Raw genomic sequence first — 14,816 nt, 5'->3', positions numbered from 1 at the left:
ATATAATTTAAAACTACAAAATGCAATAAAAAACCTCAAATCAGTTTAACCAACAATCTTCTTATTATGAAAAAAAACTACACTATTATTGGTATGCTATTATTGTTTGCAGGAACTATTCAAGCCCAAAAAAGTCAAATAAAATCAGCCGAAAAAGAAGTTAATAGCGGAAATCCCCAGGATGCACTAATCATACTCAAGAGCATTGAATATCAAGTTTACAATTCAAAAGATGAAGAAAAAGCACTTTTCTATTACGTTCAAGGAAATGCTTTGTTAGGATTGGCAAATAAAAATGTTGATGAAGGCAAAAATTTAACTTTAGCAGCGCAGTCATTCCAAGAAATAAATAAAGTGGAATCAGAGTCGGGGAAAACCAATTTTTATGGTCAAGCAAAAAGTACTTTCAAGAGTTTAAAAGAGAAATTAATAAAAAATGCAGTTTCTAATTCCCGACAAAAAAAGCATATCGAAAGTGCTACTATGTTCTATGAAGCTTATCTACTAGACCAAAAAGATACAATTAATTTATACAATACTGCATGCGCCTTTGTAAATGGAAAAGATTTTATATCTGCTCTCAAACATTATGAAACGCTCAAATCGCTTAATTTTTCCGGAATAGGGAATTATTACTATGCCGTAAACAAAGCAACAAATATTGAAGAACGGTTTCTAAAAATGTATGACAGAGACAATTCTGTTAGTTCAGGAACTCATGAAAAACCAAGAAACGTAATAGGAGTATCCAAAAGAGGTGAAATTTATAAAAATATAGCTTTAATCTATTTTCAAAATGGAGACAAATTGAAAGCCAAAAATGCGATTTTAGATGCACGAAATAAAAATCCTGAAGACAACTCTTTGGCTTTAGCCGAAGCCGAACTTTGCCTTGAATCAAAAGACTATGTTACCTATAAAAAATTAGTTGGAACCATATCAAAAAACAACCCAAATGATCTCGATTTATTATTTAATCTTGGAATCCTAAGCACCAAAGCAAATAACACAATTGAGGCCGAAAATTTCTATTTAAAAGCCATTGCTATTGCCCCAAAAGACACAAAATCTTATGTAAATTTATCTATTCTGAAACTGGAAAGTGTAAAACCAATAAATGAGGACATGGATAAATTAGGAACCTCTCCTGTAGAAATGAAAAAATACGATTTGTTAAAATCAAAAAAAGAAGAAATCTATAAAAGCACCATTCCATATCTCAAAAAAGTAATTGAAATAGACCCTAATGATATTGAAACTTCACAAAGCCTTCTTAGTGTGTACAATGCATTGGAAATGACTACCGAATACAACGAATTAAAAGCAAAACTTTCGTAATAGTTAGCAGCAGCACAATCCAATAAATAGATTCTAAACTTATTTTTAACACAAAATACGTTTTTAAAAATAGAAAAATCAATATGGAAAAAGCTGTTTCAATTTGAGATGCTTTTCAATTTAATGAACAAAAAAATTGAACCTCTCGAACACAAGTCGAAAATCATTAAAAAACAACATCTAGAAACAATATTTTTCGATCGAAACTCATTTTTCGAAAATATAATATTTTATCTTTGAACGGAAATTTTTAAAAACACACGTATTCTAAATTCGTCCATAAATTTGGGCTATAAATTTGAGTAGTGATAAATAAATACCCCAAAAAGATTAAAATAATGAGTACAATAAAAGAAATTCTGTCTACACTTGAAGAAATGGCTCCATTGGCTTATGCCGAAGATTTTGATAATGTAGGTTTAATAATAGGAGATGAAGAGGCCAAAGCAACTGGAGTTTTGGTTTGTCACGATGCCCTTGAAAATGTAATCGATGAAGCCATTGCAAAAAAATGCAATTTAGTAGTTTCGTTCCATCCAATAGTCTTTAATGGATTAAAGAAAATTACAGGGAAAAATTATGTAGAACGCGCCTTGCTCAAAGCCATAAAAAACGACATTGCTATTTATGCCGTTCATACTGCATTGGACAATCACCCGGAAGGAGTAAATAAAATATTCTGTGATACTCTAGGACTGATAAATACCCAAGTTTTAATTCCTAAACAAAATCATATCCGAAAATTAGTAACCTATACCATTAGAGACAATTCCGAGAAAGTTCGTAATGCTTTGTTTGAAGCTGGTGCAGGTAGTATTGGTAATTATGATAAATGCAGTTTCAATTCTGAAGGAATTTTTACCTACCAAGGAAATGAAAAAAGCGAACCCACCATTGGTGAAAGAGGGGTTATGTCTAGAGGGACTGAAACCAAAATAGAAGTGGTTTACGCCAAACACTTGGAAGCTAAAATCATAAAAGCCTTAAGAGAAAATCACATTTATGAAGAAGTAGCTACCGAAATATACAATATGAAAAACACTTTTAATCATATTGGTTTAGGAATGATTGGAGAACTTGAAGAGCCAATGACTGAAAAAGATTTTCTTATTTATGCCAAAGACAAAATGAAAGCCAACGGTATTCGCCATTCAGCTTTTATAGGAAAAAAAATAAAAAAAGTAGCCGTATTGGGAGGATCTGGTAGTTTTGCCATAAAAAATGCAATTCAAGCAGGTGCCGATGCTTTTTTGACTGCTGATTTGAAATATCATCAGTATTATGAAGCCGAAAATCAACTTTTATTGGCCGATATTGGTCATTTTGAAAGCGAACGCTATACAAAAGAGTATATTGTTGATTATCTTAGAAAAAAAATCCCTAATTTTGCAATCATTTTATCGGAAGAAAATACAAATCCAGTTAAGTACTTATAGAATATGGCGAATACGAAAGAATTAAGTGTTGAGGACAAGTTAAGAGCAATTTACGATTTACAGCTAATTGACTCTAGAATTGACGAAATCAGAAACGTTAGAGGAGAACTTCCTTTAGAGGTTGAAGATTTAGAAGATGAAGTTGCTGGTTTAAGCACTCGTTCAGAGAAATTGAAAAGCGACCTCGAAGTAATCGAAAATCTCATCAAAGAGAAAAAGAATGCTATTGACGAGCACAAAGAAGCAGTCAAAAAATACACAAAACAACAAGAAAGCGTTCGCAACAACCGCGAATTCAACTCTTTGACCAAAGAAGTCGAATTTCAAGAATTAGAAATTCAACTGGCTGAAAAGCAAATCAAAGAAATGAAAGCTACTATCGAGCATAAAAAAGAAGTAATTGCTACTTCAAAAGAGAGATTAGAGTCTAAATCATCTCACTTGAAACACAAAAAATCAGAACTTGATGCTATCATGGCTGAAACTCAAAAAGAAGAAATCTTCTTAACTGAGAAATCTGCTGAATTTCAAGCATTAATTGAAGAACGTTTATTGGTAGCTTACAAAAGAATCAGAAGCAGTGTTCGTAATGGACTAGCAGTTGTTTCTATCGAAAGAGGTGCATCTGCAGGATCATTCTTCACTATTCCACCACAAACACAAGTAGAAATCGCATCTAGAAAGAAAATCTTAATTGATGAGCACTCTGGAAGAATTCTAGTAGACAGTGTACTGGCTGAAGAAGAAAGAGAGAAAATGGAACAACTGTTTTCTAAATTCTAAAAATAACTAAGCCTCGAATTTCGAGGCTTTTTTTATATCCCAAATTTTGAATCTAAAAAAAAGCTTCCGATTTCTTCTCGTCAAATCCGTTGGTCAATACATCAATCTGCTCAGTTTTGTATATCCAAAAAAGGCTTTACATTTATCCTATACCCTTTTTACAAACCCTAGAATTGGGCAACTTTCAGAAGACAAACTTCCAGAGATTCTGCAAAATACAATCAAAGAAACATTTCATCATAACGAAGACCGTTTTCAAACCTATACTTGGAAAGGAAACGACACCAAAATCCTTTTGGTTCACGGCTGGGAAAGCAATTCGGCTCGTTGGGAGAAAACCCTGCCTCATCTTCAAAAATCAGGAAGTACCATCATAGCCATAGATGCTCCAGCACACGGACAAAGTAGTGGCAAGGAATTCAACGTTCCTCGGTATACCGAATTCATCAACAAAGCTGTCGAAAAATACAAACCCAGCATTATCATTGGTCATTCCATTGGTGGAGCTGCTTGTGTCTATCATCAATATTTACATCCAGAAACCAGTATTCAAAAAATGGTTATTCTCGGCGCACCTTCGGATTTAAAAACACTTATCCAAAATTACATCAACATGTTGAGTTTAAACAAAAAGATGTTCTCACTTTTGGAAAAACGTTATTTAGAAAATTTTAAAATCAAATTAGAGGATTTCTCTGGAGGAAAATTTGCCAAACACATACAAATTGAAGGAATCATTGCTCATGACACTACCGACACCATAGTCAATTACAAAGAAGGTGAAAAAATAGCCAATGGTTGGAAAAAAGGAAAATTCATAACCACCAAAAATTTAGGGCATTCCATGCACGACGATACATTATATCAAGAAATATATCAATTTTTGTTTGAAGCAGAAAAATAAGCTTATTTGTTAGTATGGGTTCCCGCTATCCCCTATATCTTTTTTTTAAGCCAGGGTAAAAAAACCCTGACTTAAAAAAAAGGATGCCGTTTCTATCGGGGCTAAAAGGTGATACTATTTTAGTTTCAGGAAATATTCAAAAAAGTCTAATATTCTAAAAATCCAAGAAGTCCAAAAAAACACTACTTTTGCAGTATGGAAGAAAATCTAAAACGCCTCAACAAATTCATAGGAGAAACGGGCTATTGCTCCCGTCGTGAGGCCGATAAAATTATCGAAGAAGGTCGTGTAACCATCAATGGTATTGTGCCAGAATTGGGAACTAAAGTTTCACCAGATGACGAAGTGCGCATAGACGGAAAACTTATCCGTGAGAAAAACGAAAAACCAGTGTATTTGGCTTTCTACAAACCCGTAGGAATAGAATGCACCACCAATCTCGAAGTGCGCAACAACATTGTAGATTATATCAATTACCCAAAACGTATTTTCCCAATTGGAAGATTGGACAAAGCCAGTGAAGGTTTAATTTTCATGACCAATGATGGTGATATTGTCAACAAAATATTGCGTGCCAGAAACAATCACGAAAAAGAATATACCGTAACGGTTAACAAACCCATAACCGATCGTTTTATTGAACGAATGGGCAATGGCGTGCCAATTCTAGACACCGTAACCCGAAAATGCAAAGTAGAACAAATCAGCAAATACATTTTCAAAATCATTTTAACACAAGGTTTGAACCGTCAAATTCGTAGAATGTGCGAATATTTAGGCTACGAAGTTACCGCCTTGAAACGCATCCGAATCATCAATATTTCACTTGATGTGCCAGTAGGCCGTTATCGTGATTTAACCGATGCCGAAATAAAAGAACTCAATGAATTGATTGAACCTTCCAGCAAAACCGAAGAAGCCAGTTTGCCTAAAACAGAAACTCCAAAACGAAGAACTGAATTTATAAAAAGAGATGATCCTCGATTTAAGAAAAGAGGAGATTATTAAACCCTAAAAAAAAGCCGTTTCATTAAAATGAAACGGCTTTTTTTTTATCAAAACCATCTTTTTCTTTTGAATAGAAAAACTCCAAACATAGAAAGTAATACCGATACAAGTATGACAATTGGCATGCCAAACTTATTATCTTCAAGATTATTAGGAACATTCATTCCATACAAACTGGCAATTACCGTAGGAATCATCAAGATAATAGAAATAGAAGTCATCTGCTTCATTATGGAATTCAAATTATTAGAAATAACGGAAGCATAAGCATCCATCATTCCTGTCAAGATATCACTATAAATATTCGTTGTTTCCTGGGCTTGACGCAACTCAATCTCAACATCTTCTAATAGATCAAGATCATAAGAATCTCTTTGGGATTTAACATTCTTGATTCTATGGAGTAATATATCATTTCCTTTCAAGGATGTCATAAAGAACACCAAACATTTTTCTATTTGAAGCAGCGCTTGTAATTCTTCATTCTTGATGGATTCCTCTAAGTTATCTTCGGCTAATTTTATTTTTTGATTGACTTGCTTTAAATATTTCAAATACCAAACACTTGATGACAAGAGTAATTTCAAAACCAAATCAAAATAATCTTTAATATCATTATTTTTGCGTTGCGTGTAAATCACAAAATCTGTTAACATTTCTGTTTTATGAAAACTGATCGTAACACAAACTTCTCCCTTAAAAACAACTCCAACGGGAATTGTATTAAAAGGTAATTTAACATTATCGGTACTTATTGGGATTCTAATAATAATTAATGTCCAACCGTTCTCTACTTCTATTCGGGGTCTTTCATCAATATCCTCTATGTCATTGTAGAATTCTTCTGGAACGTTCAGTTCTTCTAGGAGGTATTTTTTCTCTTCTTCTGTTGGACATTCAACATTGATCCAGCAGTTTGGAGTCCACTCCTGAGACTCGATTAATCCGTTATTGTTTTTGTAAAAAGCTTTCATTTCAAAATTCTATAGGTTAAGTTATAGCATCTTGAATGTTTTTCAAGTGCTTTATTCTTTCAATTTTTCCGAATAATAATCGTCCATGGGGTTGTTTATTGTAAGTTTCGCAAAAGTATTCTTTATATTTTAAAAAAATCAATAAGTTGTAAAATTATTACAGTCATTTGTTGTTATTTTTTCATAAAAGCGTCCATTCACTTTATTTACAGAATAATATTTTACAGCAATAGCAAAAAAAAAGAGACTGCTATTAACAGTCTCTTAGCTATTTACAAGTATTTAAACTACATAGTAAAAGGAAAAACAATTCCGTTTTGAGTATAAGTTCCATTAGTATTACACTCTCCATTGCCATAATCAATTGTACCGTTTAATAATGTACTTTGAACTTTTATCTTTCCTTTGGAAATATATTGACATGAGAAATTTTTTACTAATGGCTCGATAACTGTTAAAGTCAATGTAGCTCCATTTTGTTTCGTTACAGTTTGAGTTCCTTCAATCATTTCAAAACTATTATCATCAAGAATTGGTGTTGATACCCCTTCAGTTTGTTTAACAGTATGATTTCCAGAGTTAAGATATGAATTGCCGTTAGTATCTGTGAATTTTCCTCCAATAACAGTTCTGGTCCATTGAGGAATAGTAGTCATAGTTGTATTCTTGTATTCTATTTTCCCTTCAACTTTATTACCATTTACAAAATAATTCACTCTTTCTACAGTCATTGTACTACCCGTTTCTGTGATAAAATTTGAGAAAGTTATTTTTAATTTTCCTTTTCTTGTAATGTTATTTGTCGTGCAACCTGTTCCAAAATCCACATAAAATATTTTAGGAAAAGTAGCTGTTTGTGGATCCATTGTTACTATTGCACATGTACCTACTAAAGATTTTCCTGTTCTTTTTGCCGTTAAGTTTTCAAAAGACACTTGATTTCCGGTTTGAATATCTAATTCGTTTATTACATCAATTGAAGCGGATGCCACAACAGGACTATTGTCTGTCGCCCCTAATGTATCTTCTTTTGAACAAGAAAGAAAAAGTGAACTAGAAAAAGTAAATACCGTTAATAAAAGAAAGCTTTTTTTCATAAATTTTAATTTAGTTAGGTTGATAGTTTGGGATTGCAAACATATTAAAATTCATGAATACTTGATTGAAAACAATGTTAAATATAATAGGAATCATTCCTAAATCCTTATTTTAAAAATAATCATCTTATAACAAAATAAAAATATCATCCCTGCTATTGAGTATTAAACTTAAGTTTAATGCGATTTGAAATAATTTGAAACGTTTGGTAATTCCGCTAAGTCAAGTTCCAATTCTGTTGTGCCATAATCGACGAATGCACCAACTGTAAACGAGCCATAGGAATAAAAATTAAGTTCGGCTGTTTGATTCGCTACTTTTACTATTCGAAAAGGAGGTTCTCCAAAAGTATTATGAAGTGCAAAAAGAATCAAATCATCATTTTTCAATGGATTGTTTTCTGGATCTGTTGATACTACTTGTATTTTTATTTTGAACAATCCTTTGGCTTCTTCGGTAACATTTGCTTTTAACTCTCGTTCATTGTTAATAGGATTGGATTTCCATTGTCCTTTTTGAGGATCACTGTTATTTGTTATTAGCCCTTTCTTTAGTTTTAAATTTGCTTCGTTAAGCATTTTTTCAATGTTATGCTCAAGATTTCCTTTGTCTTTTATGTTTTTTCTAGAGCCCATTAAATTAATGACACTTTGAACATCTGTTTCTGAAATTATAGGGTCATTAACTTTTTTAAGCAATGTTTTTGTCAACTGAACTTTATCCTGTATATCACTTTTAATTTTTACTATTTCTTTCTCTTTTTGTTCATTTTCATTTTTGGCTTCTAAAGCTTCACTTCTAGCCATTTCTAATTTTTTCTCTAACAAATTATCGTCAGCATACTTATATTTATTAGAAAGCACCAATCGCATATAATTATAACCAATATATAATCCTAGAAAACTAAAATAGACAACTATTCCTATTGAATAAATATTTACTAATTGATTATCATATTTTGAAGAGGCTCTCACATACTCCCCTAATGATATTAGGAAATCTGGAATTTCTTTTAAATTGACCAACCCAAGTCCCACAATTATCTTTGTTAACCAATCTGATATTTCTACAAGACTATTATTTAGGGAATAATCGCTTTCTTTGATATTATTCCTTTTGGGCATACCAAATAAAGTACCAGTAAAAAATGAACTTATAAATGCGGCTATCCCTATAATTAATCCGATAAATAAAATTCTGCCACCCATTTCAGGAATAGTGATTGGAAACCCAATAACTGGAACTAATCCTATAAAAAAACCAATATACAAGGTGAATAAAACAGATGCTTCAGCTTCTTTTATTGCCTTTTTATCTTTCTTTTCTTCCAATTCTATTTGACTTTTGTTTTCAGCTAAGCTCATAAGTCTAGATGTTTTAGTTATTTTTAAAGGGAATACTACAAAATGGTATAATTCCTTAAAGTTATAAAAAATATCAACACGACTCACGGAGATAAACACCTGTATTTTAGATTTTTAATACTTCATAATATTACAAAATGCAATAACCTAAAAAAAAAGCCTGCCAGTTTTCACTAGCAGGCTTATGAATATTGATAATTGCCTAAGTTTTTATTTTTATAAAAAATTAAAATTATTTTATCAGTTCAAAACTTCTTTTAACAAAAGCAGTTAAAGCTTCTCCTTTTAAAAGGTTTTGAGATAATTTGGCCAAATCCAAAGCTTGTTTTACTAAGTTCTCTTGTGCTGATTTGTCTTTGTTGTTCAAAATATTTGTTGCCAAATCAGAGTTAGTGTTAACCACTAAATTGTACATTTCAGGCATATTCCCCATTCCGAACATTCCGCCACCACCAGATTGACTCATTTCTTTCATTCTACGCATAAATTCAGGTTGCGTAATGATGAATGGAGCTGCATCACTATCCAAAGCTTCAAGTTGTACCGTATAAGTTTGTTTTGGAACGATGGTTTCAAGAACTGTTTTCAAACTTTCTTTTTCTTCGTCTGATAATTTAGAAATGGCAGCGTCTTCTTTCTTAATTAAATTGTCAATATGGTCAGAATCGACACGAACGAAATGCAAACCACTATTATCACCTTCAATTTTTTGAATTAAATGTGAAATAATAGGAGAATCCAGAAGTAACACTTCATATCCTTTGTCTTTTGCAATTTCAATATAAGAGTGTTGTGCTTCTTTATTTCCAGCATAAAGCACAACTAGTTTTCCGTCTTTATCCGTTTGTTTTTCTTTTAAAGCTTCTTTTAATTCTTCAAGAGTATAATATTTGTCGTCTACTGTTGGGTATAAAACAAAAGCCCCTGCTTTTTCATAAAATTTATCCTCAGAAAGCATTCCGTATTCCAGAACGATTTTGATGTCATTCCACTTTTGTTCAAAATCTTCTCTATTTTCATTGAATAAAGACTTCAATTTGTCAGCAACTTTACGAGTGATATAGTTGGATATTTTCTTCACAGCACCATCTGCCTGTAACCCTGAACGAGAAACATTCAATGGAATGTCTGGAGAGTCAACAACACCGCGAAGCATCATCAAGAATTCAGGTACAATTCCTTCTACATTATCCGTAACATATACTTGATTTTGGTACAATTGAATTTTATCTTTCTGAATTTGTAAGTCAGAACCCAATTTTGGAAAATATAAAATACCCGTTAAGTTAAAAGGATAATCAACATTTAGGTGGATATGAAACAATGGTTCTTCAAACTGCATTGGATACATTTCACGGTAGAAATTCTTGTAATCTTCATCAGTCAATTCTGTTGGTTGTTTGGTCCAAGCAGGATTAGGATTATTGATGATATTGTCGACTTCTACTTCTGTAAAAGTATTTTCTTTGTCTTCAGAATCAACAAATTCACCTTTCTTTTGTTCGATTTTTTCTTTTTTAGTTCCAAATTTAATTGGAATAGGCATGAACTTATTGTATTTGTTCAACAAGCCTGAAATTTTAAATTCTTCTAAGAATTCAAGAGAATCTTCAGCAATGTGCAAGATGATTTCAGTTCCTCTTGTAGTTTTGTCTGCTGGTTCCAATGTAAATTCTGGGCTTCCATCGCAAGTCCAGTGTGCTGCCGGTTCGTCTTTGTATGATTTGGTGATGATTTCTACTTTCTCTGCAACCATAAAAGCAGAATAAAAACCAAGGCCAAAATGACCTATAATTCCTGAATCTTTAGCAGAATCTTTATACTTGTCCAAGAATTCTTCGGCACCAGAAAACGCAACCTGATTGATGTATTTTTCAACTTCATCGGCTGTCATACCAAGCCCTTGGTCAATGATGTGGATTTTTTTTCCTTCTTTATCAATTTTAACTTCAATAATCGGAGTCCCATATTCAACTTTGGCTTCACCAATACTGGTTAGGTGTTTTAATTTTAAAGTCGCATCGGTTCCATTTGAAATCAATTCACGCAAGAAAATCTCGTGATCACTGTATAAGAATTTTTTGATTAAGGGAAAGATGTTTTCAACCGAAACATTAATTTTACCTGTTGTCATATTTTAAATTTTTAAAGGTTTTACAATCTGTTAATTTACTTTCAAATAGAGTACCAATTGCAATTGAAGTGACAAATTGTCGCAAGTAAATTATATAAAACAAAAAAAATATTTCAATCAAATTGATATGTATCTTTGTAGGTGTATTAATTTAAAAATTAAAAAAAATGAAGAAAATTCTATTACTATGTGTAATTACTGTCATGGTATTTGCATGTAAATCTGCGTCAACAGCCCCAGCTACCACAGAGCCAGTATCAAATGCTCCTATGACCAAATTAGATAAAGCTTCTCAAGTTGGAATAAAAGGAAATTGGCAAATTACCAATGTTATTTATCCAGGTTCAGATTACATTAAGGTAAATTCCTTTAATCTAGCCGATTCCAAATGCTTTATTGGAAGTACTTGGAATTTTATTTCGAATAACAATAAAGGCACAATGACTTTGAACAATCCAAATTGTACTGGTTTCACTTCTGCCATTACTTGGTACATCAACAAAGAAGGTCAATTTGTTCTTAAAATTTTGGATGAAGGATTAAAGTCAAAAAAGGTTAAAACAGGTTTTGTATTGGGAGTTAAAAATCAAACGGAGAATTCTTTTGAGTTGATTGACAAAATAAATGTTGGCAGCAATCCTACCGATGTTGTATATCAATTTCAGAGAATTAATTAATTTAAAGTAAAGTAATTATGAGAAGAATAGCAATTTTAGGGTTAAGTAGTTTATTAGTATTAAGTATGTTTTTTACAAGTTGTGATTCTGTAAAAAATGCTAATAATACTCAAAAAGGAGTAGGAATAGGTGCCGTTGCGGGAGGAATTCTTGGAGCTGTGCTGGGAAATAATTTAGGAAAAGGTGGTAACGCCGCATTAGGAGCTGCAATTGGAGCTGCTGTTGGTGGCGGAACAGGAGCTTTGATAGGTAATAGTATGGATAAACAAGCAAGAGAAATTGATCAAGCCTTGCCTGGTGCCGATGTAGAAAGAGTTGGCGAAGGAATTCATTTGGTTTTGAATGAAAATGCAGTTCGTTTTGATGTTAATAAATCTACATTGACAACTCAAGCACAAGCAAACTTAGACAAATTAGTACCTGTTTTTAATTCATATGCGGATACCAATATCGAAATTTTTGGTTACACAGATAATACGGGAAAACCAGAATACAATTTGACTCTTTCACAAAAAAGAGCCGAATCAGTAAAGACTTATTTAGTATCAAAAGGATTAGCGGAAAGCCGTTTCAAAACATCTGGTTATGGAATTGCAGATCCAATTGCAAGTAATGACACCAAAGAAGGTCAAAGTCAAAACCGTAGAGTCGAATTTGCCATTACAGCAAATGCAAAAATGGTTGAAGATGCCAAAAAGAAACAATAGTTTTTTAATCCCTATTTGTTCAAAAAAACTGCTTTATTTATGAAGCAGTTTTTTTTTGGATATAAATGAATTATCAACAATTTTTTTTTAGTAAAGGAACTATATTTGTTCTCTCAAATTTTAATGTCATAGAATGCTTCAAGTTCAAAATATTTCATTCGGGTATACCGAAAAAATCATTATTCAAAATGTAGATTTCACAGTTGCAAAAGGACAGAATATAGCCGTTCTTGGAGAAAGCGGTTGTGGAAAAAGCACCCTTTTAAAACTGATTTATGGCATGTATGACTTAAATCAAGGGCATATTTTTTATAATGAAACCGAGATTCGTGGACCAAAATATAATTTAATTCCAGGAATGCCATTTATGAAATATTTGGCACAGGATTTTGATTTGATGCCTTATGAAACAGTAGCCGAAAATGTAGGTAAATTTCTCTCCAATGGTTTTTTGCCTTTAAAAAAACTGCGTATTCAAGAATTATTAGAAATGGTCGAAATGACTGAATTTGCTAATGTAAAAGCAAAATTACTCAGTGGTGGTCAACAACAACGAGTGGCTTTGGCTAGAGTTTTAGCTCTCGAACCCGAAGTATTATTACTAGACGAACCTTTTAGCCATATTGATAATTTTAGAAAAAATGCATTACGTAGAAATCTTTTTGCTTATTTAAAGAAAAAAAAAATTACTTGTTTTATAGCCACTCACGATAGTACCGATGCCCTTTCCTTCTCTGATGAAACAATTGTTTTGTATCAAGGAAGAATTATGGAAAAAGGACCTTCAGCAGAAGTGTATAATTATCCTTTGAATAAATATGTTGCCTCTCTTTTTGGCGAAGTAAATGAATTAAAATTATCCCAATTAATGCCAATAGAAGGAGAAGATGAAATCATTTTATTGTATCCACATCAACTAAAAGTAGATCCTAATGGTTCATTACAAGTAATAGTAAAAGAATCTTTTTTTAAAGGAAGTCGTTTTTTAATCAAAGCTGTTTTTGACAGGAAAGTGATTTTCTTTGAGCATGAATCTGCTATAGAAGTAAATCAAGAAGTGATCTTGAAAATTATCTGACATTTTGATCCCAAATTAGTAAAACAACTTAAAATTTTTTAACGTTAGAATTACTGATGTCTAAAAAATTACTATATTGTGTACTTCTTTTTTAAAAGATATATAAATTTACAACCTTGATTTTAACAAAACAATAAAATATGTACCATTCAAAAATAACGGGATTGGGATATTATGTCCCAAATAATGTAGTGACTAATGATGATTTGTCTAAAATCATTGACACCAATGACGAATGGATTCAGGAGAGAACTGGTATTCAAGAAAGAAGACATATTATCCGAGGAGAAGATACCACCACCACAATGGGAGTAAAAGCTGCCAGAATTGCAATGGAACGTTCTGGAATTGCTGCAGAGGATATTGATTTTGTAGTTTTTGCAACATTAAGTCCAGATTACTATTTTCCAGGACCAGGAGTTTTAGTACAACGTGATTTGGGTTTGAGAACCGTTGGAGCCTTGGATGTTCGAAATCAATGTTCGGGTTTTGTCTATGCGCTATCTGTAGCCGATCAATATATCAAGACCGGAATGTATAAAAATATTCTTGTTATTGGTTCCGAAGTTCAATCAACAGGATTGGATATGACAACTCGAGGACGTGGGGTTTCGGTAATTTTTGGAGATGGGGCTGGAGCTGCAATTATCAGTAGAGAAGAAGATTTGACCAAAGGAATTTTGTCAACTCATTTGCATTCCGAAGGAGTTCATGCCGAAGAATTGGTAGTGACGGCTCCAGGAATGGGTGGTCGCTGGGTAACCGATATTTTGGCAGATAACAATCCAGATGACGAAAGTTATTATCCTTATATGAACGGACAATTCGTATTCAAGAATGCGGTGGTTCGTTTTGCCGAAGTAATCAATGAAGGTTTGGAAGCTAATAATTTGCAGGTTTCGGATATTGATATGCTGATTCCGCATCAAGCCAATTTGAGAATTTCACAGTTTATACAAAAGAAATTTGGATTAAGTGATGATCAAGTTTTTAATAATATCCAGAAATACGGAAACACCACGGCCGCTTCTATCCCTATTGCCTTGACCGAAGCTTGGGAGCAAGGAAAAATAAAATCAGGCGACACAGTTGTTTTGGCTGCTTTTGGAAGTGGATTTACTTGGGCAAGTGCTATTATAAAATGGTAAAATTTATAAACATAAAAACAATTATCACCAGAGAATAGTTCATTATACAAGAAACCCCAGAGTTGGCATACTCTGGGGTTTCTTTTTGGGCAACCTATTATTAAAACTAATCTTTATACCATTACAGTTTACAAAATAGCCCAATCTACTCGTTCTTTTTCTCCAAT

13 protein-coding genes are annotated in these 14,816 nt (G+C 32.6%); 9 read left to right on the top strand and 4 right to left on the bottom strand.

Translation table 11 applies throughout. From position 1 onward, the window contains the following. Window positions 1-66 precede the first annotated feature (66 nt). The 5 genes from OYT91_RS17480 to rluF all read left to right on the top strand — a co-directional run bounded on the left by OYT91_RS17480 (window position 67) and on the right by rluF (window position 5,469). A complete protein-coding gene (locus tag OYT91_RS17480; RefSeq protein WP_281238945.1) occupies window positions 67-1,338 on the top strand; it encodes a tetratricopeptide repeat protein in 1,272 nt (423 codons plus the stop codon). 338 nt (window positions 1,339-1,676) lie between these two features. After that, entirely contained in the window at window positions 1,677-2,774 is a 1,098-nt protein-coding gene (locus OYT91_RS17475) for a Nif3-like dinuclear metal center hexameric protein (protein ID WP_281238944.1), read from the top strand. A 3-nt stretch (window positions 2,775-2,777) separates the two neighbouring features. After that, the gene (locus OYT91_RS17470; RefSeq protein WP_269223684.1) at window positions 2,778-3,557 is read left to right on the top strand and encodes a zinc ribbon domain-containing protein; all 780 of its coding nucleotides are present in this window, start codon (window positions 2,778-2,780) and stop codon (window positions 3,555-3,557) included. Between the two features lie 46 nt (window positions 3,558-3,603). Beyond that, entirely contained in the window at window positions 3,604-4,461 is an 858-nt protein-coding gene (locus tag OYT91_RS17465; protein ID WP_281238943.1) for an alpha/beta fold hydrolase, read from the top strand. Between the two features lie 195 nt (window positions 4,462-4,656). Further along, window positions 4,657-5,469 carry a 23S rRNA pseudouridine(2604) synthase RluF gene (gene rluF / locus OYT91_RS17460; RefSeq protein WP_281238942.1) on the top strand — a complete coding sequence of 271 codons (813 nt, stop codon included), beginning with the start codon at window positions 4,657-4,659 and terminating at the stop codon, window positions 5,467-5,469. A 47-nt stretch (window positions 5,470-5,516) separates the two neighbouring features. Here the strand turns inward: rluF and OYT91_RS17455 are convergent, their stop codons facing one another. The 4 genes from OYT91_RS17455 to htpG form a co-directional block, all read right to left on the bottom strand. Further along, entirely contained in the window at window positions 5,517-6,443 is a 927-nt protein-coding gene (locus tag OYT91_RS17455; protein WP_269223685.1) for a magnesium transporter CorA family protein, read from the bottom strand. Between the two features lie 287 nt (window positions 6,444-6,730). Continuing rightward, window positions 6,731-7,540: a hypothetical protein gene (locus tag OYT91_RS17450; RefSeq protein ID WP_269223686.1), complete on the bottom strand. Its 810-nt coding sequence runs from the start codon at window positions 7,538-7,540 to the stop codon at window positions 6,731-6,733. A 177-nt stretch (window positions 7,541-7,717) separates the two neighbouring features. After that, window positions 7,718-8,905 (bottom strand): pYEATS domain-containing protein, encoded by a 1,188-nt coding sequence (locus OYT91_RS17445; RefSeq protein WP_281238941.1) that lies wholly within the window; start codon window positions 8,903-8,905, stop codon window positions 7,718-7,720. A gap of 232 nt (window positions 8,906-9,137) precedes the next feature. Then, window positions 9,138-11,039 carry a molecular chaperone HtpG gene (htpG, locus tag OYT91_RS17440; protein WP_281238940.1) on the bottom strand — a complete coding sequence of 634 codons (1,902 nt, stop codon included), beginning with the start codon at window positions 11,037-11,039 and terminating at the stop codon, window positions 9,138-9,140. Between the two features lie 167 nt (window positions 11,040-11,206). Here htpG and OYT91_RS17435 point away from each other — a divergent pair, with 167 nt between their 5' ends. The 4 genes from OYT91_RS17435 to OYT91_RS17420 all read left to right on the top strand — a co-directional run bounded on the left by OYT91_RS17435 (window position 11,207) and on the right by OYT91_RS17420 (window position 14,649). Next, window positions 11,207-11,716: a lipocalin family protein gene (locus OYT91_RS17435; protein WP_269223688.1), complete on the top strand. Its 510-nt coding sequence runs from the start codon at window positions 11,207-11,209 to the stop codon at window positions 11,714-11,716. Window positions 11,717-11,733: 17 nt separating this feature from the next. Beyond that, window positions 11,734-12,423: a YiaD family glycine zipper/OmpA-like lipoprotein gene (locus OYT91_RS17430; RefSeq protein ID WP_269223689.1), complete on the top strand. Its 690-nt coding sequence runs from the start codon at window positions 11,734-11,736 to the stop codon at window positions 12,421-12,423. Between the two features lie 133 nt (window positions 12,424-12,556). Then, window positions 12,557-13,501, top strand: coding sequence for an ABC transporter ATP-binding protein (locus OYT91_RS17425; protein ID WP_281238939.1), 945 nt, complete (start codon window positions 12,557-12,559; stop codon window positions 13,499-13,501). A gap of 140 nt (window positions 13,502-13,641) precedes the next feature. Continuing rightward, the gene (locus OYT91_RS17420) at window positions 13,642-14,649 is read left to right on the top strand and encodes a 3-oxoacyl-ACP synthase III family protein (protein WP_269223691.1); all 1,008 of its coding nucleotides are present in this window, start codon (window positions 13,642-13,644) and stop codon (window positions 14,647-14,649) included. Window positions 14,650-14,816 lie beyond the last annotated feature (167 nt).

Origin of the sequence: Flavobacterium praedii (assembly GCF_026810365.1) — a bacterium.
GTDB lineage: Bacteria > Bacteroidota > Bacteroidia > Flavobacteriales > Flavobacteriaceae > Flavobacterium > Flavobacterium praedii.
This window is presented reverse-complemented; position numbering and strand designations above follow the sequence as displayed.

Bases quoted from the DNA above. Each gene is read 5' to 3' on its own strand.
- OYT91_RS17480 (WP_281238945.1), top strand. From the start codon at position 67: ATGAAAAAAAACTACACTATTATTGGTATGCTATTATTGTTTGCAGGA.
- OYT91_RS17475 (WP_281238944.1), top strand. From the start codon at position 1,677: ATGAGTACAATAAAAGAAATTCTGTCTACACTTGAAGAAATGGCTCCA.
- OYT91_RS17470 (WP_269223684.1), top strand. From the start codon at position 2,778: ATGGCGAATACGAAAGAATTAAGTGTTGAGGACAAGTTAAGAGCAATT.
- rluF (WP_281238942.1), top strand. From the start codon at position 4,657: ATGGAAGAAAATCTAAAACGCCTCAACAAATTCATAGGAGAAACGGGC.
- OYT91_RS17455 (WP_269223685.1), bottom strand. From the start codon at position 6,443: ATGAAAGCTTTTTACAAAAACAATAACGGATTAATCGAGTCTCAGGAG.
- OYT91_RS17450 (WP_269223686.1), bottom strand. From the start codon at position 7,540: ATGAAAAAAAGCTTTCTTTTATTAACGGTATTTACTTTTTCTAGTTCA.
- OYT91_RS17445 (WP_281238941.1), bottom strand. From the start codon at position 8,905: ATGAGCTTAGCTGAAAACAAAAGTCAAATAGAATTGGAAGAAAAGAAA.
- htpG (WP_281238940.1), bottom strand. From the start codon at position 11,039: ATGACAACAGGTAAAATTAATGTTTCGGTTGAAAACATCTTTCCCTTA.
- OYT91_RS17435 (WP_269223688.1), top strand. From the start codon at position 11,207: ATGAAGAAAATTCTATTACTATGTGTAATTACTGTCATGGTATTTGCA.
- OYT91_RS17430 (WP_269223689.1), top strand. From the start codon at position 11,734: ATGAGAAGAATAGCAATTTTAGGGTTAAGTAGTTTATTAGTATTAAGT.
- OYT91_RS17425 (WP_281238939.1), top strand. From the start codon at position 12,557: ATGCTTCAAGTTCAAAATATTTCATTCGGGTATACCGAAAAAATCATT.
- OYT91_RS17420 (WP_269223691.1), top strand. From the start codon at position 13,642: ATGTACCATTCAAAAATAACGGGATTGGGATATTATGTCCCAAATAAT.